At 60.3% G+C, this 20,750-nt stretch carries 23 protein-coding genes; 19 read left to right on the top strand and 4 right to left on the bottom strand.

The genetic code is table 11. From position 1 onward, the window contains the following. Positions 1 to 25: 25 nt before the first annotated feature. From ACUXV1_RS08030 to ACUXV1_RS07990, 9 genes are read left to right on the top strand one after another with little or no spacing between them, the layout of a single operon-like run. A complete protein-coding gene (locus ACUXV1_RS08030) occupies positions 26 to 979 on the top strand; it encodes a chemotaxis protein (protein ID WP_019103159.1) in 954 nt (317 codons plus the stop codon). Between the two features lie 38 nt (positions 980 to 1,017). Beyond that, entirely contained in the window at positions 1,018 to 1,956 is a 939-nt protein-coding gene (locus ACUXV1_RS08025) for a chemotaxis protein (RefSeq protein WP_043635942.1), read from the top strand. Between the two features lie 51 nt (positions 1,957 to 2,007). After that, a complete protein-coding gene (cheY, locus tag ACUXV1_RS08020; RefSeq protein WP_019103157.1) occupies positions 2,008 to 2,403 on the top strand; it encodes a chemotaxis response regulator CheY in 396 nt (131 codons plus the stop codon). Between the two features lie 45 nt (positions 2,404 to 2,448). Next, the gene (gene cheZ, locus ACUXV1_RS08015; RefSeq protein WP_043635944.1) at positions 2,449 to 3,210 is read left to right on the top strand and encodes a protein phosphatase CheZ; all 762 of its coding nucleotides are present in this window, start codon (positions 2,449 to 2,451) and stop codon (positions 3,208 to 3,210) included. 51 nt (positions 3,211 to 3,261) lie between these two features. Further along, the gene (locus tag ACUXV1_RS08010; protein WP_446014879.1) at positions 3,262 to 5,187 is read left to right on the top strand and encodes a chemotaxis protein CheA; all 1,926 of its coding nucleotides are present in this window, start codon (positions 3,262 to 3,264) and stop codon (positions 5,185 to 5,187) included. A 19-nt stretch (positions 5,188 to 5,206) separates the two neighbouring features. Continuing rightward, positions 5,207 to 6,430 (top strand): EAL and HDOD domain-containing protein, encoded by a 1,224-nt coding sequence (locus tag ACUXV1_RS08005; protein WP_043635948.1) that lies wholly within the window; start codon positions 5,207 to 5,209, stop codon positions 6,428 to 6,430. Positions 6,431 to 6,476: 46 nt separating this feature from the next. Then, the gene (gene tsaB, locus ACUXV1_RS08000) at positions 6,477 to 7,151 is read left to right on the top strand and encodes a tRNA (adenosine(37)-N6)-threonylcarbamoyltransferase complex dimerization subunit type 1 TsaB (protein ID WP_446014878.1); all 675 of its coding nucleotides are present in this window, start codon (positions 6,477 to 6,479) and stop codon (positions 7,149 to 7,151) included. Next, entirely contained in the window at positions 7,148 to 7,591 is a 444-nt protein-coding gene (rimI, locus tag ACUXV1_RS07995; protein WP_446014877.1) for a ribosomal protein S18-alanine N-acetyltransferase, read from the top strand. The genes tsaB and rimI overlap by 4 nt, the downstream gene beginning before the upstream one ends. Next, on the top strand, positions 7,588 to 8,418 hold the full coding sequence (locus tag ACUXV1_RS07990) for a uracil-DNA glycosylase (protein ID WP_446014876.1): 831 nt from the start codon (positions 7,588 to 7,590) through the stop codon (positions 8,416 to 8,418). The genes rimI and ACUXV1_RS07990 overlap by 4 nt, the downstream gene beginning before the upstream one ends. A 118-nt stretch (positions 8,419 to 8,536) precedes the next feature. Here the strand turns inward: ACUXV1_RS07990 and rpmG are convergent, their stop codons facing one another. Together rpmG and rpmB are read right to left on the bottom strand one after the other, a co-directional pair. After that, positions 8,537 to 8,692 (bottom strand): 50S ribosomal protein L33, encoded by a 156-nt coding sequence (rpmG, locus tag ACUXV1_RS07985; protein WP_017506994.1) that lies wholly within the window; start codon positions 8,690 to 8,692, stop codon positions 8,537 to 8,539. 34 nt (positions 8,693 to 8,726) lie between these two features. Continuing rightward, positions 8,727 to 8,960 carry a 50S ribosomal protein L28 gene (gene rpmB, locus ACUXV1_RS07980; protein ID WP_011137003.1) on the bottom strand — a complete coding sequence of 78 codons (234 nt, stop codon included), beginning with the start codon at positions 8,958 to 8,960 and terminating at the stop codon, positions 8,727 to 8,729. 287 nt (positions 8,961 to 9,247) lie between these two features. Between rpmB and ACUXV1_RS07975 the strand changes: the two genes are divergently transcribed. The 5 genes from ACUXV1_RS07975 (at position 9,248) to ACUXV1_RS07955 (ending at position 15,291) form a co-directional block, all read left to right on the top strand. Then, entirely contained in the window at positions 9,248 to 10,894 is a 1,647-nt protein-coding gene (locus ACUXV1_RS07975; RefSeq protein WP_043635965.1) for a CTP synthase, read from the top strand. Beyond that, a complete protein-coding gene (kdsA, locus tag ACUXV1_RS07970) occupies positions 10,891 to 11,742 on the top strand; it encodes a 3-deoxy-8-phosphooctulonate synthase (protein ID WP_043635969.1) in 852 nt (283 codons plus the stop codon). The genes ACUXV1_RS07975 and kdsA overlap by 4 nt, the downstream gene beginning before the upstream one ends. Positions 11,743 to 11,824: 82 nt before the next feature. After that, entirely contained in the window at positions 11,825 to 13,108 is a 1,284-nt protein-coding gene (gene eno, locus ACUXV1_RS07965) for a phosphopyruvate hydratase (protein WP_043635974.1), read from the top strand. Between the two features lie 4 nt (positions 13,109 to 13,112). Beyond that, complete coding sequence (gene ftsB, locus ACUXV1_RS07960; protein WP_019103546.1) at positions 13,113 to 13,403, top strand: cell division protein FtsB; 291 nt, start codon at positions 13,113 to 13,115, stop codon at positions 13,401 to 13,403. A gap of 79 nt (positions 13,404 to 13,482) precedes the next feature. Then, positions 13,483 to 15,291 (top strand): GGDEF domain-containing protein, encoded by a 1,809-nt coding sequence (locus ACUXV1_RS07955; protein ID WP_043635977.1) that lies wholly within the window; start codon positions 13,483 to 13,485, stop codon positions 15,289 to 15,291. Between the two features lie 29 nt (positions 15,292 to 15,320). Here the strand turns inward: ACUXV1_RS07955 and ACUXV1_RS07950 are convergent, their stop codons facing one another. Beyond that, entirely contained in the window at positions 15,321 to 15,629 is a 309-nt protein-coding gene (locus ACUXV1_RS07950) for an RnfH family protein (protein WP_446014873.1), read from the bottom strand. Then, a complete protein-coding gene (locus ACUXV1_RS07945; RefSeq protein ID WP_019103543.1) occupies positions 15,622 to 16,059 on the bottom strand; it encodes a type II toxin-antitoxin system RatA family toxin in 438 nt (145 codons plus the stop codon). The genes ACUXV1_RS07950 and ACUXV1_RS07945 overlap by 8 nt, the downstream gene beginning before the upstream one ends. A gap of 205 nt (positions 16,060 to 16,264) precedes the next feature. On the opposite strand from ACUXV1_RS07945, the gene smpB reads away from it, so the two are divergent. The 5 genes from smpB to ACUXV1_RS07920 all read left to right on the top strand — a co-directional run bounded on the left by smpB (position 16,265) and on the right by ACUXV1_RS07920 (position 20,747). After that, the gene (gene smpB / locus ACUXV1_RS07940) at positions 16,265 to 16,720 is read left to right on the top strand and encodes an SsrA-binding protein SmpB (RefSeq protein ID WP_019103542.1); all 456 of its coding nucleotides are present in this window, start codon (positions 16,265 to 16,267) and stop codon (positions 16,718 to 16,720) included. Next, positions 16,720 to 17,073 carry a hypothetical protein gene (locus tag ACUXV1_RS07935; protein ID WP_019103541.1) on the top strand — a complete coding sequence of 118 codons (354 nt, stop codon included), beginning with the start codon at positions 16,720 to 16,722 and terminating at the stop codon, positions 17,071 to 17,073. Before smpB ends, ACUXV1_RS07935 begins: the two co-directional genes overlap by 1 nt. An 86-nt stretch (positions 17,074 to 17,159) precedes the next feature. Then, positions 17,160 to 18,743, top strand: coding sequence for a glutamine-hydrolyzing GMP synthase (gene guaA / locus ACUXV1_RS07930; protein WP_446014925.1), 1,584 nt, complete (start codon positions 17,160 to 17,162; stop codon positions 18,741 to 18,743). Positions 18,744 to 18,985: 242 nt separating this feature from the next. Continuing rightward, positions 18,986 to 20,293 (top strand): MFS transporter, encoded by a 1,308-nt coding sequence (locus tag ACUXV1_RS07925; RefSeq protein ID WP_019103539.1) that lies wholly within the window; start codon positions 18,986 to 18,988, stop codon positions 20,291 to 20,293. A 136-nt stretch (positions 20,294 to 20,429) separates the two neighbouring features. Then, positions 20,430 to 20,747 carry a DUF883 family protein gene (locus ACUXV1_RS07920; protein WP_019103538.1) on the top strand — a complete coding sequence of 106 codons (318 nt, stop codon included), beginning with the start codon at positions 20,430 to 20,432 and terminating at the stop codon, positions 20,745 to 20,747. The last annotated feature ends 3 nt before the right edge of the window (positions 20,748 to 20,750 follow it).

Below are 20,750 nucleotides of genomic sequence, written 5' to 3'. Positions count from 1 at the left end.
TCAAAAGAATGCAGCGGAGGTTTCTGTGTCAGAGCTTCTCAAAAAAATCGACGCCAGGACGAAACTGGCCGGCACCAACAAGCTGGAAATCCTGCTGTTCTCGTTGGGCCAGGATCAGCGCACGGGGCGCAAGGAAATCTTCGGGATCAACGTGTTCAAAGTGCGCGAAGTCATGCGCACGCCGGAAATCACCTCCGCCCCTGAAATGCCCTCCTCCGTGGAAGGCATGGTCAGCCTGCGCGGCGCGCTGGTACCGGTCATCGACTTGGCCAAATACACCGGCGTCGTGACCAGCAACAAGCCGGAAATCATGATCGTCACCGAGTACAACGCCCACACCCAGGGCTTCCTGGTGGAAGCGGTGGACACCATCCTGCGTCTGGACTGGTCCGCAATGCGCGTGCCGCCGGAAATGATCACCAACCGCATGGCCGGCCTGGTGACCGCCGTCACCGAACTGGACAACGGCACGCTGGTGATGATGATGGACGTGGAAAAAGTGCTGGCGGAAACCACCATCATCGACGACGGCCACACCTTCCTCGGCATCGAGCCGGTCAAGGAACCGCGCCGGATCTTCTTCGCCGATGACTCCGCCGTGGCCCGCAAACAGATCGAGCGCACGCTGGAAGCGATGAACATCCAGTACACCTCCGCCATCAACGGCATGCGCGGATGGGAAGAATTGCAGAAAATGGCCAACCAGGCCGACCTGGCCGGCAAGAAGCTGTCGGATTCGCTGCACCTGGTGCTGACCGACGTGGAAATGCCGGAAATGGACGGCTATATGCTGACCAAGATGATCAAGAGCGATCCGCGTTTCAACGGCATTCCGGTGTTGATGCACTCCTCCCTTTCCGGTTCCTCGAATCAGAAACTGGGCGAATCAGTAGGCGTTGATTCTTACGTCGCCAAATTCGAACCGCAGAAACTGTCGATGAAACTGCGCCAGATGCTGAATCTGGAACCCAAAGACTAAGATCAAGTAAGCAAAAGCATTAAGGGAGAGGGACAGATATGGCAGCCACAGACGCCTCCTTGCTTGCAAGCGTTGACGCCAGGACCAAACTGGCGGGTTCCAACAAAATGGAAATCCTGCTGTTTTCGCTTGGAACGCGGGAAACCTTCGGCATCAACGTTTTCAAAGTGCGCGAGGTGTCGCAGACGCCCGCCATCACCAAAACGCCGAACATGCCTTTTGGCGTGGAAGGCGTGCTGTCGCTGCGCGGCAACATCATCCCGGTCATTTCGCTTGGCAAATTCATCGGCGCCGACCAGACCCGCAGCTACGAAACCATGATCGTCACCGAATTCAACAAGAGCACCCAGGCCTTCCTGGTTGACTCGGTGGACCGCATCATCCGCGTGGACTGGGACAAGGTGCGCGCGCCGGAAAACATGATGGCGGCCAGCGGCACCAATCAGAATCTGATCACCGCGATTACCGAACTGGAAAACGGCAAGCTGGTATCCATCCTGGACGTGGAGCAAATCCTGGCCAGCGTGGTCGGCGAGCCGCGTCTGCCCGACGTGCCCACCGCCCAGCTGGAAAACGATCAGTACATTTTCTTCGTCGACGACTCTGTCGTGGCCCGCAAGGAAATCACCGGCGTGCTGGAAAAGATGGGCATCAAATTCCAGCAGGCCACCAACGGCCGCGAGGCATGGGACCGGCTACAAACGCTGGCCAACCGCAACTTCGGCGAGGACGAGTGCCTGCACGACCACCTGAAGATCATCCTCGTGGACGCCGAAATGCCGGAAATGGACGGCTATGTGCTGACCAAGCTGATCAAATCCGATCAGCGCTTCCGCGGCATCCCGGTCGTGATGCACTCCTCGCTGTCCTCCAACGCCAACCGCGCGATGGGCTCCAGCGTGGGCGTGGACGCCTATGTCGCCAAGTTTGACCCCGGCGTGCTGGCCGAAACTTTGATTCCATTCCTGCAGAGGTAGTCGCTACAATATGCGGCTCGATGAATTTCAGATAAATCAGGACACACCTCAATGGCAGACAAGAATATTCGCTTCCTAGTCGTAGACGACTTCTCCACGATGCGGAGAATCGTGCGCAACCTTTTGAAAGAGCTAGGATTCACCAATGTCGACGAAGCCGAAGACGGCATGGTTGCGCTGCACAAGTTGAAGACTCAGCATTTCGACTTCATCGTTTCCGACTGGAACATGCCCAATATGACCGGCATCGAACTGCTCAAGGCGGTTCGTGCCGACGCCCAGCTCAAACACCTGCCCTTCATGATGATTACCGCGGAAGCCAAACGCGAAAACATCATTGAAGCGGCCATGGCCGGAGCCAGCGGTTACATCGTGAAGCCTTTCACTGCCGCCACCATGGAAGAGAAAATGAGCAAGATCTTCCAGAACATGAATAAACCAGCCTGAGTGCCGAAAAAAAACGGTCTGCGTCAGTATTGAGGAGGATTTACCGTGTCCAATCACATCATGGAAAGCGGGGATAACCCGGAGCTTGAGGCCCTGTTCGACAGCATCTCGATGCAACAGAGCGCCCCTCCGGAGCCGGAACCCGCCGCGTCGGAAGCCGCGGCGGCCTCTCCGCAGCCAGCCGGGACTGCCGGCAGTCCTACCTCGATGTACGAACAAATTGGTCAGTTAACCCGCAAAATGCATGATGCGCTACGCGATCTAGGCTACGACAAATCTCTGGAAAAAATGGCGGACGCGATTCCGGATGCCAAGGACAGGCTGACTTACATCGCCACCCTGACGGAAAATTCCGCCGAACGCGTGCTCAACGCCACTGACCTGGCCAAACCGTATCAGGACCAGCTGGAAAGCAAGGCGCTGGAATTGTCCTCGCGCTGGGAACGGCTGTACGCCAACCTGTTGACCGTGGAAGAGTTCCAGCAACTTGCAGCCGACACGCGCACCTACTTAAATGAAGTGCCGGCCCAGACTCAGGCCACCAGCACACAGTTGCTGGAAATCGTCATGGCGCAGGACTTTCAGGATCTGACCGGCCAAGTCATCAAAAAGATGATGGGCATGGTCAAGCTGCTGGAAAGCGAGCTGGTCAATTTCCTGATCGAGTTCTCGCCAGAGGCGAAAAAAGAAGAGCTGGGCATGGGCACCAATCTGCTGAACGGCCCCGTGATCAATCCGGAAGGGCGCACCGATGTGGTCAGCAGCCAGCAACAGGTCGACGACCTGCTGGAAAGCCTGGGCTTCTAACGAACAACACGCAGAACAGAGCACGCGAGCAAGGCGTGGCGGGAGTGGAAAATGAGCGAATTCGCCGGCATGGAAGAGCTGCTGCAAGACTTCTTGATGGAGTCTACGGATCTCCTTTCCGATGTAGACAATAAACTGGTCGAACTGGAAAAGCGTCCGGAAGACAAGGCACTGCTGAACGACATTTTCAGAGGCTTCCACACCATCAAGGGCGGCGCCGGCTTTCTCAACGTCGGCCCGATGATCAATCTATGCCATCGCACCGAAAACTTGTTCGACAAACTCCGCAACGGCCAACTGCACATCACCGCCGGCATCATGGACGTGATTCTTGACGCCACGGGCATCGTGCGCGACATGTTCGGCACCATGGGCCAGGGCCTGATGCCCAGCGAAGCCGATCCGCGCATCCTGGCGGCTTTGGACGCGGCACTGGCAGGCGAAGCGCTGTCCGAAGATACCGCGGCGGCCGAACCCGCCCCAGCGGCAGCCCCTGCTCCGGTTGCAACGCCAGCCCCGGCCGCTGCGGCCGCGCCGCAGCCCGCAGGCAACGGTCAAGGCCCGGACTGGAATCAGCTCTATCAAGCCGTCTCCCCCGGCGGCGCGCCCGCCGCCCCGACGGCTGCGCCCGCCCCCCAGGCGGCGGCTCCCGCTGCGCCACCGGCCCCGGTTGCCGCCGCCCCGGTAGCAGCCGCCCCGGCGGCTAAACCGGCGGCCAAGCCGGCTCAGAACAAACCGGCCGCCAGTGCGCCCAGCAGCAGCGGCCCCCAGGAAAACACCATCCGCATCGATACCGTGCGTCTAGACATGGTGCTTAACCTGTCCGGTGAAATCGGCCTGACCAAGAACCGCCTGACCACGCTGCGCACCGAGATCCTGCAAGGCAACCGCGACACCAACACACTGCGCTCGCTGGACGAGGCGATCAGCCAATTGGACCTGCTGGTGGGAGATCTGCAGAACGCGGTGATGAAAACCCGCATGCAGCCGATTGGCCGCCTGTTCCAGAAATATCCGCGCTTGGCGCGCGACCTCGCCCGTCAGTTGGGCAAGGAAGTCGAGCTGGTGCTTTCCGGCGAAGAAACCGAGCTGGACAAGACCATGATCGAGGATTTGAACGATCCTCTGGTCCACTTGGTGCGCAACGCCGTGGATCACGGCATCGAACAGCCTGAAGACCGCATCGCCGCCGGCAAGAAGCCTCAGGCTCTGGTGCAACTGACCGCGGAGCAAGTGGGCGATCACATCCTGATCGAGATCACCGACGACGGCAAAGGCATGAATGCCGACGCCCTGCGCCGCAAGGCGATCGAAAAAGGCCTGATCGACCAGGAAAGCGCCAACTCCCTGGATGAGAAGCAGTGCCTGCAGCTGATTTTCCTGCCCGGCTTCTCCACCAAGGACCAGATTTCCAGCGTGTCCGGCCGCGGCGTGGGCATGGACGTGGTCCGCACCAACATCCAGAAGCTGAACGGCCGCATCGACATCAATTCGGTGCCGGGCGAAGGCACCCGCATCAGCATCTCGCTGCCGCTGACGCTGGCCATCCTGCCGGTGCTGGTGGTGCGCGCCTGCAACCAACCGTTCGCCGTGCCTCTGGCGATGGTGCGCGAAATCATCACCATCGACCCGAACGCGATCCAGGAAGTGTCCGGCAAACCCACCATCGTGGTGCGCGACGAAATCCTTCCGCTGAAAACCCTGGCCGGCCTGCTGGGCTGGGAGCCAACGCAAAAGCCCTACTTCGGCGTATTGATGCAGTCCGCGGAAAAGTCCTTCATCCTGGCGATCGACTCCTTCGTCGGCCGCGACGACGTAGTGATCAAGCCGCTGCAGAACATTCGTCCGAAAGGCGTGGCAGGCGCCACCCTGTCCGGCGACGGCTCCGTCGTACTGGTTCTCGACATGGAAGATCTGCTTTCCTCCAGCGAGGCCAACAACAGCGTCACCCGATCCACGGACCTGATCGCCACCTGAGCAAAGGCATACCGGGACAATGACCTCGACGAGCGCCTTCATAGGCAGGCAGGCCGTTCTCAACCGCAACCAGCAGCTCATTGGCTATGAGCTGCTTTTTCGTCCCAGCGGCGAGGCCTCAGGCGTCGGCAAGCATACAGAACTGCAAGCCGACACTCAGGTGCTGGTCAACACCCTCAACAATATGGGCACCAGTTGGCTGATCGGCAGCAAGCTGGCCTTCATCAACATCGGCGAAGCCATGCTCAGCAGCGAGTTTCTTGAGCTGCTGCCGCCGCGCCGCGTCATTCTCGACATCTCGCCGCGCATCGTGCCCTCCAACGAACTGCTGTCGCGCGCGCGGCACCTTCGCTCGCTGGGTTTCGGCATTTCTCTGGACGACTTCAGCTTCGAATCGCCGGCTGCGGCCTTTCTGGAACTGGCCAACTACGTCAAGCTGGACATCCAGCACCAAGACACCAACCGCTTCCAGATGCTGGCGTCGCGCTTGCGCAGCTATCCGGTGATCCGCATCGCCGAACGCGTGGAAACCCACGCTCAGTTCCATCTATGCAAGGAACTGGGCATGGACGGTTTTCAGGGCTTCTACTTCGCCCAGCCGGAAACGCTGTCCGCCAAGGTCATCCACCCATCTTTTCGCAACACCCTGGAGCTGCTCAACCTGCTGCGGCTGGACGCCGACATCCGCGACGTCGAGCAGGTTCTCAAACGCGACCTGGCCCTGTCTTACAAGCTGCTGCGCTACGTCAACTCCGCCGCCGCCGGCCTGAACACCAGCATCAGCTCCTTCTCCCACGCCGTCACCGTGCTGGGATACCAAAAGCTCTACCGCTGGCTGACTCTGCTGCTGGTCACCGCCTCCGAGGAAGGCCACGCGCCCCCGGCGCTGCAAAAAACCGCCGTCACGCGCGGCCGCTTCATGGAGTTGCTGGGCAAAGCCCACGGCGAGCGCCACGACACCTGCGACAATCTGTTCATCATCGGCATGTTCAGCCTGTTGGACGTGCTGTTCGACATGCCGATGGCCAACATCATCGAGCACCTGCAGCTGCCGGAAACCATCACCGAAGCCTTGTTGCACGAAAAAGGCACGATGAGCCGCTTCCTCAAACTGGTCAAAGCCTGCGAGGACGGCCAACTCACCGGCGTGCCAGAACTCTGCGCCCAATTGAACCTCAGCAGCGAACAGTTCAACCAGGCCCATGTCTCCGCGCTCGCCTGGGTGGAAGAACTCGGCTTATAATTCGCAGTCTTGCAGTACGCGCTTAAGCTTGAGACCGAATTCCCCGATGAAATTGCTTGCCATTGATTGTTCCACCTCGTTTCTATCCCTAGCCATTGACAACGGCTCGCGTATTTTCTCCTTCCACGAGAAAATCGAGCAAAAGCACGCGGAACGCGCGCTGCCGGAATTGGCTCGCCTGTTGGAACAGGCGGAACTGCGCCTGGAGCAACTCGACGCCATCGCCTTCGGCCAGGGCCCCGGCTCCTTCACCGGCCTGCGCATCGCCTGCGGCCTGGCTCAAGGGCTGGCTTTCTCCGCCGGCATTCCCGTCATCGGCATTCCCACGCTGGACAACGTCGCTCAACAAGCCGGCGCTGGCACGGTGCTGGTCTGTCTCGACGCCAGGATGCAGCAGGTTTACAGCGCCTGCTATCGAGTCGCCGAAGGCGCCGCGCCGGAACGGCTGGACCCGATAAGCGTCGGCGCGCCGGAAGCCGTGCTTTGGCCGGAGCGAGTTGATATTGCCGCAGGCGACGGCTTTGAACGCTATCCCGGTCTGCAAGACAATGCCGGCGCCGCTATTGTCCGCGCGGATCTGCTGCCCAACGCCGTCGCCTACTTCTCCATGGCGCGCAGCGGCCGTTATCCGCAAACTCACCCGCGTGAAGCGGAACTGCTGTACGTGCGCAATAAAGTCGCCCTGACCGCACAGGAACAGCAGCAGGCGCGCCAGAAATGACCCCGGACTACCGCACCTTCCTGCCTGACGACGCGAGGCAGCTGGCCGAGCTAGAGAGCCGCGCCTGCGCGCACGGCTGGTCCGCCGCCCAATACCAGGACTCCGTGCGCTGCGGTCACCAGTTTCACGGCCTGTTCGCCTCGAACCAGCTACAAGGCTTCGCCGTTACCCAGAGCGTGCTGGACGAAGCGGAACTGCTCAACATCGTGATAGACCCACAATGGCAAGGCCAGGGCTTGGGCAAACAACTACTGCGAGAACTAAGCGCCACTCTGGCCGCAAGCGGTGCACGGCGCCTATTCCTGGAAGTACGGGCCGGCAACGCCGTTGCCCGCAGCCTGTACGCAAGCCAAGGTTTCATTGAAAACGGCAGACGCAAGAACTACTACCCCTGCGCTGACGGCCGCGAAGACGCGGTCCTGATGGAGACCACGCTATGAACCGCGCCGCGCTGATTCAAAGCGTGATAGGACTAGGCCCATCCTGGGAAGCTCGCCCCGGTTGGTTCGAGCAGCATCCTGCGGCGCTAAGCCGTCCACCGGAAACACTGTTGGAAACCGATATGGTGCCGGAGGAGTGCCTGGCGCCGCCGCGCGAGGACGCCGTCACGCCGGCCCAGCCGGCCGTACTGCTTGCCCCCTCGCCTGCAGCCGACATCGTCCCGCCCGTCGCGTCTCCCGCGCCTCAAGTCCACACCTCGCCTTTGCTAGAGTGGGACGCGCTCGAACGCGCGGTACGCGACTGCCGCGACTGCCGCCTTTGCCAAACGCGCACTCAAACCGTTTTCGGTCGCGGCAACAAGCAGGCGCGCTGGCTGTTGATCGGCGAAGCGCCGGGCGAACAAGAGGACAGACAAGGCCAGCCCTTCGTCGGCCGCGCCGGCCAGTTGCTGGACAATATGCTGAGCGCGACCGGACTGGACCGCGACCGCGATGTATATATCGCCAACGTGCTCAAATGCCGCCCGCCGGGCAACCGCAATCCTAGCGGCGATGAAATTGCCTCCTGTCAGAACTATCTGATCCAGCAAATTCAACACATCCAGCCCACATTGATTCTGGCGCTTGGCCGTTTTGCCGCCCAAACTCTGCTGCAAACAGAAAAAGGCATTGGTCAATTGCGCGGCAAGCTGCACAGCTACCAGGACATCCCTTTGATCGTCAGCTATCACCCGGCCTACCTGTTGCGCAATCAGCCGGACAAACAAAAAGCCTGGCAAGACTTGGTATTCGCCAAAAAGACTTTCAGCCGCCTAAGCGCCGATTAAACGCAAAACCCCGCCAAGCATGCTTGACGGGGTTTTTTAGTCCCGAACCATAAAGAAAAAACCCTTCTCCGTGCACCAGAGAAGGGCTCTTTACTTTCGCGTTCCCGCGGAAACCGGCTTATTTCAGCTTGGTTTCTTTGTACAGAACGTGTTTGCGAGCAACGGGATCAAATTTCTTGATCTCCATTTTTTCCGGCATCGTACGCTTGTTCTTCGTAGTCGTGTAGAAATGGCCGGTGCCAGCAGTGGACTCAAGCTTGATTTTATCGCGCATGTTATTACCTCAGTAGCTTTCTGGTTGACCGCAATCAGATCTCGCCGCGAGCGCGCAGATCAGCCAGCACTACATCGATGCCAACCTTGTCGATGGTACGCAGTGCCGCGTTGGATACGCGCAGACGCACCCAGCGGTTTTCGCTCTCAACCCAGAACTTGCGATATTGCAGGTTGGGCAGGAAACGACGTTTAGTCTTATTGTTGGCGTGGGAAACATTGTTCCCGGTCATCGGACGCTTGCCGGTGACTTTGCAAACACGCGCCATGTTAAACACTCCCAAAACCGGTAAAAGCTGGCTTTATATCATAGATAAAGCCAGACACTCAAGCAGAAAACGCACCCTTTTACTGCATGGGCGCGATCGTGTATGAAACAGTCGGCGGCAATTGTACCGTATTCGCCACAGAGATGCGAGCACTTCTTTGCCAAGCCGCGCGACGCGACCGGCGGCGGCTCGGGGTGTCGGCGCGACTTGCAACAACATGGTTCGAAGCGATTCAAATCGCAACGATTTCAGGGTAGAATCCCGGATTCCCATAGAGCCGTAATCTCATGACCAAGTACATCTTCGTAACCGGCGGTGTGGTGTCCTCCCTGGGTAAGGGCATTGCCGCTGCGTCCATCGCCGCCATCCTCGAGTCTCGCGGGCTGAAAGTCACCATGCTGAAGCTCGACCCCTACATCAACGTCGATCCGGGCACAATGAGCCCTTTCCAGCATGGCGAGGTGTTCGTCACCGAAGACGGCGCGGAAACCGACCTTGATCTGGGCCACTACGAGCGCTTCATCCACGCGAAGATGAAGAAAAGCAACAACTTCACCACCGGCCAGGTATACGAGTCCGTGATCACCAAGGAGCGCCGCGGCGACTACCTGGGCGGCACCGTGCAAGTGATCCCGCACATCACCGACGAAATCAAGCTGAAGATGCACGAAGGCGCGGCCGACGCGGACGTCGCCATCGTCGAGATCGGCGGCACCGTGGGCGACATCGAATCGCTGCCGTTCCTGGAGGCCATCCGCCAGATGCGCTCCAATTTGGGCCGCAAGAACACCCTGTACGTGCACCTGTCCTATGTGCCTTACATCGCCACCGCCGGCGAGATCAAGACCAAACCGACCCAGCACTCGGTAAAAGAATTGCGCGAGATCGGCATTCAGCCGGACATCCTGCTCTGCCGGATGGACCGCGAACTGCCGGAAGACGAAAAACGCAAGATCGCGCTATTCTGCAACGTGGAAGAAAACGCCGTTATCGGCTGTTACGACTCCGACTCCATCTACAAAGTGCCGGCCATGCTCCACAACCAGGGCATCGACGAGATCATCGCCGAGCAGCTGCAGCTGGACCTGCCCAAGGCGGATCTGTCGGTATGGGGCCGCATCATCGACGCGATCGAGCACCCGGACCACAGCATCAACATCGCCATGGTCGGCAAATACGTTGACTTGACTGAGTCCTACAAGTCGCTGACCGAAGCGCTGAAGCACGCCGGCATCCACACCCGCACCAACGTCAACATCATCTACGTCGACTCCGAGGAAATCGAGCGCGACGGCGCCGATTCGCTGAAGGACATGGACGCCATTCTGGTGCCGGGCGGCTTTGGCAAGCGCGGCGTGGAAGGCAAGATCAAAGCGGTGAAATTCGCCCGCGAAAACGATATTCCCTACATGGGCATCTGCCTGGGCATGCAGATCGCGCTGATCGAATACGCCCGCGACGTGGCAGGCATGGCCGGCGCCAACTCCACGGAGTTCGACCTCGACACCAACTTCCCCGTGGTGGCGCTGATCGACGAATGGGTCAACCACGACGGCAAGGTAGAAAAGCGCGACGAAAACTCCAACCTGGGCGGCACCATGCGCCTGGGCGGCCAGCAATGTGACCTGCTCCCGGAGTCCCTGGCGGCCAAGATCTACGGCTGCGGTGAGATCGTAGAGCGCCATCGCCACCGCTACGAAGTCAACAATTACTATATTCCGCGCTTGGAACAGGCCGGCCTGACCATCAGCGGCCGCTCCGCAGGCCATGAGAAGCTGGTCGAAACCATCGAGCTGGCGAACCACCGCTGGTTCTTCGCCTGCCAGTTCCACCCGGAATTCACCTCGACTCCGCGCGACGGCCACCCGCTGTTCATCTCCTACGTGAAAGCGGCGCTGCAATACCAAGCGGACAAGCAAGGACCCAAGGCATGAAACTGTGCGGATTCGAAGTCGGCCTCAACCAGCCGCTGTTCCTGATCGCGGGTCCCTGCGTGATCGAGAGCGAACAGATGGCGCTGGATACCGCGGGTCAGCTCAAGGAAATCACCGCAGAGCTGGGCATCAACTTCATCTACAAATCGAGCTACGACAAGGCCAACCGTTCCTCCGGCTCTTCCTTCCGCGGCTTCGGCATCGATGAAGGCCTGCGCATCCTCTCGGAAGTGAAACGTCAGATCGGCGTGCCCGTGCTGACCGATGTGCACAGCGAAAATGAAATCGTGCAAGTCGCCAGCGTGGTCGACGTGCTGCAAACACCCGCCTTTCTGTGCCGCCAAACCGACTTCATCCGCGCCGTCGCCCAGTGCGGCAAGCCGGTGAACATCAAGAAGGGCCAGTTCCTGGCTCCTGGCGACATGAAGAACGTGATCGACAAGGCCCGCGCCGCCGCGCAAGAGGCCAACCTCGAACCGGACAGCTTCATGGCCTGCGAGCGCGGCGTATCTTTCGGCTACAACAATCTCGTATCCGACATGCGTTCGCTGATGATCATGCGCGACACCCAGTGCCCGGTGGTTTACGACGCCACCCACTCGGTGCAGCTGCCCGGCGGCCAAGGGACTTCTTCCGGCGGCCAGCGCGAATTCGTGCCGGTGCTGGCGCGCGCCGCGGTGGCGTCCGGCATCGCCGGCATCTTCATGGAAACCCATCCGGACCCGGCCTGCGCAATGTCCGACGGCCCCAATGCCTGGCCCTTGCCGCGCATGAAGGAACTGCTGACTACGCTCAAGGCGCTGGACGAGTTAGTCAAGCACAATCCCTGGCCGGAACACACCCTGTAAACCGGCAGGCGCAGATCGCAACCGGCTCCGGCCGGTTGCTTGCCCTCCGCCCGAACACAACCAGCCTTTGAAGGAAATGTAAATGAGTTCGATCATCGATGTGGTAGCTCGTGAGATTCTGGATTCGCGCGGCAATCCGACCGTGGAAGCAGACGTATTGCTGGAGTCCGGCGTCATGGGCCGCGCGGCGGTGCCCAGCGGCGCCTCCACCGGCGAAAAAGAAGCGCTGGAACTGCGCGACGGCGACAAAAGCCGCTATCTGGGCAAGGGCGTGTTGAAGGCGGTGGAAAACATCAACACTGAAATCTGCGAAGCCATCATCGGCCTCGACGCCAGCGACCAGGCCTTCATCGACAAGACCCTGATCGAACTGGACGGCACCGAAACCAAATCCCGCCTTGGCGCCAACGCGCTGCTGGCCGTGTCCATGGCGGTGGCCCGCGCCGCAGCCGAAGACGCAGGCCTGCCGCTGTACCGCTACCTGGGCGGCGCCGGTCCGATGGCCCTGCCGGTTCCGATGATGAACGTCATCAACGGCGGCGCTCACGCCAACAACACCCTGGACATCCAGGAATTCATGATCATGCCGGTGGGCGCGCAAACCTTCCGCGAAGCGCTGCGCTGTGGCGCCGAAATCTTCCACAGCCTGAAGAAGATTTGCGATCAAAAAGGCTACGCCACCACCGTGGGCGACGAAGGCGGCTTCGCGCCCAACCTGAAGAGCCATGAAGACGCGATCAAACTGATCCTGGAAGCCATCGACGCCGCCGGCTACGTGGCCGGCCAGGACGTGATGCTGGCGCTGGACTGCGCCTCCTCCGAGTTCTACAAGGACGGCAAGTACCACCTGACCGCAGAAGGCCTGCAGCTCACTTCTGAGCAGTTCGCCGATTACTTGGAAACCCTGGTCAACAACTACCCGATTCTGTCGATCGAAGACGGCATGAGCGAGCATGACTGGGACGGCTGGAAGCTGCTGACCGAGCGCCTGGGCTCCCGCGTGCAGATCGTCGGCGACGACTTGTTCGTCACCAACCCCAAGATTCTGGCCAAGGGCATCGAAGGCGGCCTCGCCAACTCGCTGCTGGTCAAGGTCAACCAGATCGGCACGCTGTCGGAAACGCTGAAAGCGGTTGATCTCGCGAAGCGTTCCCGCTATACCAGCGTTATGAGCCATCGCTCCGGCGAAACCGAAGACAGCACCATCGCGGATCTGGCCGTTGCCACCAACTGCATGCAGATCAAAACCGGCTCGCTGTCCCGCTCCGACCGCATGGCTAAATACAATCAGTTGCTGCGCATCGAAGAAGAACTGGGCGATGCGGCCTACTACCCGGGCAAAGCTGCCTTTTACCACCTGAAGTAATCGTATGCGCTGGCTGACCCTGACTCTGGTGACAGTAATACTGGCCCTGCAATGGCCGTTGTGGTTTGGAAAAGGTAGCTGGCTCAGAGTCTGGCAGCTGGACAAGCAACTACAGGAACAGCGGGCGACCACCCAAAAGCTGGTGGCCCGCAACGCCGCGCTGGACGCGGAAGTGCGTGACTTAAAACAGGGGACGGACGCCATTGAGGAGAGAGCCCGCAATGAACTTGGCATGATTCGGAATGGTGAAGTTTTTTTCCAATTGCTGGATCCGGTGAAGCCAACGCCTCGCTAAATATCCGCCCGGACCGCACTGTAGAGCTGAACAGACAACAAGAATGACGTCCGGTCTAAAAAAGTCCAAGGTTTGGGCAATGACAACACAAAACCCCATCGAAGTCGCACGAGAAACGCTCAAACAGCTGACGGTGCGCAAGCTGTTGCCGACGCCGGAAAACTTTGAGCGGGTCTATCACGAGTTGACGCAAACGCCGGTCGACCGCGACAACAAGCTTGCCGTGTTGCTGCTGCGCGCACTGGAAACCCTGCCCCAGGAAAGCGTGCAGGCCAAAGTCACTCTTACCCGCCTCAAGCAAGTCTGCGACGAAAATCGCTGGGAACAAGCCCCGCAACTGATCATCGACTTTCTGCGCGCCTCTCTCAGCGCCAGCCAGCAACAACACAGCTGGGGCATGCTGATCCAAAATCTGATCCGAAACTGGGACCTGCGGCTCCCCAATATGCCGCAGCACCACAAGCAGTCCACGCTGGAACGAGTGCTGATCAATTACGGCAACCAGCCGGACGAACTGAACCAGAAACTGGCCACGCTGATTCAGAACTGGACCCAGTCCATGCCCCCGTCCAATGGCAACGGCGCGGCAAGCTCCGACACCCCCGCTCCGGCAGCCGGCCTCGATGAAGACGGGGCCGACGCGCCCAGCAACAGCTGGCTGGCCTGGCAGCGCACGCTAAGCTTCGCCCTTAAGCACGGCCTGGAGCCGCGCCTGATCAATTACCCGGAATTGGTGGATGCGCTGGAGGCGCTGCTGGGCGAACTGAATCAGGTGGCCGACGACGCCACGCTCAACGCCTACATGCCCAAGCTGCGGGCCTTCATGATCAAGCTGGAGCTGCAATCGCAGCAAGACGACCGCTTGGTGTCCGCGATGACCAATCTGCTGCGCCTGCTGCTGGAAAACATCGCCGAGCTCAACCACACGGACACCTACCTGGTGGGGCAGGTTCATTCGCTGCAAGACATCCTTAGCCATGAGCCGCTGTCCATGCAGCAGGTCTACCAGATGGAGTCCAGCCTCAAGGACGTAATCCGCAAGCAAGGCCAACTGAAAACCTCGCTGGACGAGGCGGCAAGCTCGCTGCGCTCCTTGCTGGACCGCTTCATCTCGCGGCTGGCGATGATGACGGACAGTACCGACGACTTCCAGAACAAGATCAAGGACCACAGCACTCGCATCAAACAGTCGCAGAACGTCGAGGAACTGGGCAGCATCATCGGCTCCTTGATGGAAGATACCTCGCTGATGCAACTGGACCTGACTCGCTCCCGCGATGAGCTGCTGTCCGCCAAGGAGCAAGTGGAAGCCGCCGAACAAAGAATCGCCGAACTGGAAACCGCGCTGGAAGCCGCCAGTGCCAAGGTGCGCGAAGATCAGTTGACCGGCGCTTTCAACCGCCGCGGCCTGGCTGAGCATTTCCAGCGCGAAATCAGCCGCGCGGAGCGCACCGGCGCGCCACTGTCGGTCGCCCTGCTCGACGTGGACAACTTCAAGCAACTGAACGACAAATACGGCCACCTAGCCGGCGACGATGCCTTGAAATACTTGGTGGACACGATCAAGCACAGCCTGCGTCCAGCCGACATCGTCGCCCGCTTCGGCGGTGAGGAATTCGTGATCCTGATGCCGGACACGCCGGAAGAAGAAGCCGTCGCCACCGTGCAGCGGCTGCAGCGCGAACTAACCAAAACGTTTTTCTTGGCCAACAACGACCGCCTGCTGATCACCTTCAGCGCCGGCGTCGCCAAATGGCATTTGGGCGAACAAGAAGCCGACGTGCTGGAGCGCGCCGACCAGGCAATGTATCAAGCCAAACTCAACGGCAAGAACCGCGTGCACTCGGCGGAGGAGCAGCCACCCTCACTGATGTCGCCCCAGCTATAAACAGCGCTCGGACATCCTCTCGGCGGCGGCTAGTTCCCGCCGCCTTTTTTCATCTGTTTTCCAGCCTCGGCGCGTTGACGCCGCACCGTCTTGGGGTCCGCGATCAAGGGTCGGTAAATCTCCACCCTGTCATGCTCGCGCAGCGGCACGTCGTCCTTGACCGCCTTGCCGAATACGCCCAGCTTCAAGCTCTCAGGCGCCCATTCAGGGACGCGCGCCAGCAGGCCGGACAGCTCCACCGCCTGGCGCGCCGTTGTGCCCGGCGCCACCCGCAAAACCACCAGCTCCTGACGCTCGGGCAATGCCAACGCCACTTCCACCTGCAAAACTTCAGTCATCACCGTACACCTTGTCCGCTTCCTTGATGAAGGCGTCCACCAGCGTGCCGGAAATATGTCCGAACACAGGGCCGATGATCATTTCCAGTATCTTGCTGGAAAACTGATAGCTGAGCCGGAACTCCACCTTGCAGCCGATCTCGCCCAAAGGCAGGAAACGCCAGCGCCCCTCCAAATGCTCGAACGGACCATCCACCAACTCCATCAGAATGGCCTCGCCCGCTTGATTGGTGTTGCGAGTGGTGAAATGCTGCTTCACTTTCAGATAATCGATGTGCAAGCTGGCCACCACCTGATCGCCCTCGCGCGACAACACCTCGGCCTTGCCGCACCAGGGCAGGAACCGGCTGTAATGCTCGATATCATCCACCAGCGCAAACATCTGCGCCGGCGTATGCGCCACCAACACGCTTTTTTCAACCACCTGCATCCATCGCTCGCTTATCGTCTCCGCTGCCCCATCCCTGGCCGGGAAATTGTCAGCATCGGTAAAAACCGCAAGTTTAACAAAATCCGGCGCGCCCTACCCGGCCTCATCCCGGCTTCGCGTCAAAGCGCTGTGTTTTCATGGCTTTGGCAAGCCGGCTGCTTCTGATACAATAGAGGATTCATTCAAAAAACATCCCGTAGGCGACATGAGCATCATCCAGAACCGCAAGGCCTTCCACGACTACTTCATCGAGGAAAAGCTCGAAGCCGGGCTCGTGCTGGAAGGTTGGGAGGTCAAGGCCATCCGCGCCGGCCGCGTCCAACTGAAGGAAAGCTACGTGGATTGGAAAAACGGCGCGTTCTGGCTGATCGGCTGCCACATCACGCCGCTGCAATCCGCGTCCACCCACGTCAAAGCCGACCCGGTTCGTCCGCGCAAGCTGTTGCTGTCCCAAGAACAGATCAACCGCTTCATCGGCAAGGTGGAACGCGCCGGCTACACCATGATGGCGCTGGACCTCCACTACACCCGCGGCAACATCAAGGCGGAAGTGGGGCTGGCCAAAGGCAAAAAGCTGCACGACAAGCGCGACACTGAAAAAGACCGCGAATGGCAGCGCGAGAAACAGCGCTTCATGAAAAACCAGCGTGGAGCCGCCTGATGAACCGCAGCGCGGCCTTGCCCATCGTGCTGATTTGCCTGGGATCGGTCTGGTTTCTGAAAAGCACCTCGCTGCTGCCCAACACATCCACCCTGCTCGCCTTGCTTCTGGCCGCCGCCGGAGTCTTGTTGTTCATCGTGGACGGCTTCAACAAATCCACCCTGGTCACCAGCCCGCTGCTGGTCTACGCCGGCGGCGCGATCTATCTCTACGACAACCTGGGCCTGCGCCCCAGCCATCTGCTGTCCTTCGGCATGATCGTCGCCGGCCTGCTGATGCTGCTGGCCCGCAGCGAGCATATACCGGAACGCAGCCGCAGATTCCGGCTGCCGTCGAGGGACGGCGAACAATGAAAGCAGGCCCGCGCCGCCGCGCGCTCAACCTCCTGCGACACACTCTCAATCATCATGGCCGCACGGCCCACAACATTTCCTGAAGGATAGGCATGGACAAAGTCCTCATTCTCGATTTCGGCTCTCAGGTCACCCAGCTGATTGCCCGCCGCGTACGCGAAGCTCACGTTTACTGTGAGCTTCATTCATTTGACATGCCGCTTGAAGAAATCCGCGCATTCGCGCCCAAAGCCATCATCCTCTCCGGCGGCCCGAACTCGGTGTACGAATCCGACTACCAGGCAGATCCGGCGCTATTCGAACTCGGCGTTCCCGTGCTGGGCATCTGCTACGGCATGCAGTTCATGGCCCAGACCCTGGGCGGCAAGGTGGAAAGCGGCGACAAGCGCGAGTTCGGCTACGCCCAGATCAAGGCGCGCCACCACTCCAAGCTGCTGGAAGGCCTGCAGGATCAGATCGACGACGCCGGCAACGGCTTCCTCGACGTATGGATGAGCCACGGCGACAAGGTGACCGCGCTGCCGGCCGGCTTCCAGGTGATCGCCGAAACCCCGTCCTGCCCGTATGCTGCGATGGCGGACGAAGCCCGCGGCTTCTACGGCGTACAGTTCCATCCGGAAGTGACCCATACCAAACGCGGCACCGAGATGATCCACCGCTTTGTGCTGCACGTAGCGGGCTGCAAACCCAGTTGGACCATGCCCAACTACATCGACGAAGCGGTGAAAAAAATCCGCGAACAAGTGGGCGACGAAGAAGTCATCCTCGGCCTGTCCGGCGGCGTAGACTCCTCCGTGGCAGCCGCGCTGATCCACCGCGCCATCGGCAATCAGCTGACCTGCGTTTTCGTGGATCACGGCCTGCTACGCCTGAATGAAGGCAAGATGGTGATGGAAATGTTCGCGCAGAACCTGGGCGTGAAAGTAGTGCATGTGCAGGCGGAAGCCGACTTCATGAGCAAGCTCGCCGGCGAAAGCGATCCGGAGAAGAAGCGCAAGATCATCGGCGCGGAATTCATTGAGGTGTTCGACCGCGAATCCGGCAAGCTGACCAACGCCAAATGGCTGGCTCAAGGCACTATCTACCCGGATGTGATCGAATCCGCCGGCGCCAAGACCAAGAAAGCCCACACCATCAAGAGCCACCACAATGTGGGCGGCCTGCCGGAAGACATGAACCTCAAGCTGCTGGAGCCGCTGCGCGAGCTGTTCAAGGACGAAGTTCGCCAGTTGGGCGTCGCGCTCGGCCTGCCGCACGACATGGTCTACCGTCACCCCTTCCCGGGCCCGGGCCTTGGCGTGCGCATCCTTGGCGAAGTGAAGAAAGAATACGCCGACCTGCTGCGCCAGGCCGATGCCATCTTCATCGAAGAACTGCGCAATACCATGGACGAGAAAACCGGCAAGAACTGGTACGAGCTGACCAGCCAGGCCTTCGCCGTGTTCCTGCCGGTGAAATCCGTTGGCGTAATGGGCGACGGCCGCACTTACGATTATGTCGTCGCGCTGCGCGCCGTGGTCACCAGCGACTTCATGACCGCCCACTGGGCGGAACTGCCTTACAGCCTGCTGGGCCGCGCGTCCAACCGCATCATCAATGAGGTGAAGGGCATCAACCGCGTGGTTTACGACGTGTCCGGCAAGCCGCCGGCCACCATCGAGTGGGAATAAGCGCCTTTCTATCAACCCCGGCCCAGCGCCGGGGTTTTTTCTTGTCCATGTCCGGTGTCATTTATGCCGTTAAAATGCAATTGACTATCGCCACATTTCCCGACACGCGCTAAACTGGCGGCATGTTTGCCATATCGCCATATTCGCATTGCCTTAAGCAGATCCGAGCCCCCCGACTAGCCACCGTCGGCGTGCATTGAATCCGACCCCAGCCCCTCCTCCGCCGTCGCCCCCGAACCCTCATGAACGCCATCTCCACGCCTGCCGCCGCACTTTCACGCACCGACTACCGCACCCTGGGACTGGCCGCATTGGGTGGCGCGCTCGAAATCTACGACTTCATCGTCTTTGCCTTCTTCGCCGCCACGCTCAGCCACCTGTTCTTCCCGCCGCAAATGCCGGAATGGCTGCGCTTGCTGCAAACCTTCGGCATTTTCGCCACTGGCTATCTGGCTCGCCCGCTGGGCGGCATGCTGATGGCCCACTTTGCGGACCGCCTGGGCCGCAAACGGATGTTCAGCCTCAGCATGCTGATGATGGCCGGTCCCTGTCTGCTGATCGGCCTGCTGCCCACCTACGCCCAGATCGGTTATCTCGCGCCGCTGCTGCTCTTATGCCTGCGACTGCTGCAAGGCGCGGCGGTGGGCGGCGAAGTGCCCAGCGCCTGGACTTTTGTCGCCGAGCACGCTCCGGCCCGCCACCGCGGCTACGCGTTGGGCCTGCTGCAGGCCGGCCTGACCATGGGCTACCTGCTGGGCGCGCTCACCGCCACCCTGCTGGCCGAAATCTTCAGCCCGCAGCAAATGCAGGATTACGCTTGGCGCATTCCGTTCTTGCTCGGCGGCCCGCTGGGCCTGTTCGGTGTCTGGCTGCGCCGCTGGCTGAATGAAACACCGGTATTCCTGTCCCTGCGCTCTCAGCGACAGGAACGCGCCTACCCGCTGTTGGAAGTGCTGCGCTCTCACCGGAGCACGCTGCTGCCGGCCGCGCTGCTGACCTGCGTGCTGACCTCCGCTGTAATAATCCCGGTCGTGGTAACGCCCACCTTGCTGCAGCAACACTTCGCCTGGTCGGCCAAGGATGCCTTCGCGCTAGGCAGCCTCGGCATCGTGTTTCTGAACATCGGCTGCGTGATCGCCGGCCGCGTTACAGACCGTGTCGGCCCTTTGCACAGCCTGATCCTCTACAGTCTGTTGCTACCCGTGGGCGTTGGCCTGCTCTACGCCAGCCTGATCGGCGGCTGGCGCTGGCCCGGCGTCGCCTACGCCATCGCCGGCTTATGCTGCGGCATCGTCGGCGTGGTGCCTTCGGCGATGATCAGCCTGTTCCCCGCGGATATCCGCGTGTCCGGCATCGCCGTCACCTACAACATCGCCTATTCGCTATGGGCCAGCGCCGCGCCGCTGCTGCTGATCGCCGCCGCACCCTGGAGCCCCTGGGTCTCCGCCTGGTTCGGCCTGGCCATGGGCGGCGTCGGCCTGTTCGCGGCCAGCCGCTTCCGCGCGCCTAGCGTTCCACATTGGGAAAACGCAGCCTATAGCCGGATTTGACGCAGTCGAAATCGGTCAAATCCAGTGTTTGACGTCACTGGCCCAGCCTGATAGGTTGATGGTAGTCAGCTTGATTGCTGCACCGCGAGAGCCGTGCCATCGCGGAGTTCCCATTCATTTTCACCAGGAGATCTTTATGTCCAATGCCGCTGCAATCGCCAAGGAAAAAGAACAATTACTGGATGACGTGCGCCAGGTTCTGGTCAGCACCGAAGAGCTGATCGACGCCTCGCTGGACGACGGCAGCCAGAAAAGCAAGGAAATCCGCCAGCGCGTCAGCGAAAAACTGAAAGTGGCCAAGGCCAAGTTGCTGGATGCCGAACAAGTGGTGGTCGGCAAGGCCAAGGTCGCCGCCAAGGCGACAGATCAATACGTGCATGAAAACCCTTGGAAATCGATCGGCATCGCCGCTGGCGTCGCCTTCCTGCTGGGCATGCTGGTTTCCCGCCGCTAAGGC

It is taken from the genome of Chromobacterium sp. W521, from assembly GCF_052805975.1.
Note: the sequence above shows the minus strand (reverse complement) of the source record. Positions and strands in the feature narration are given on the sequence as shown.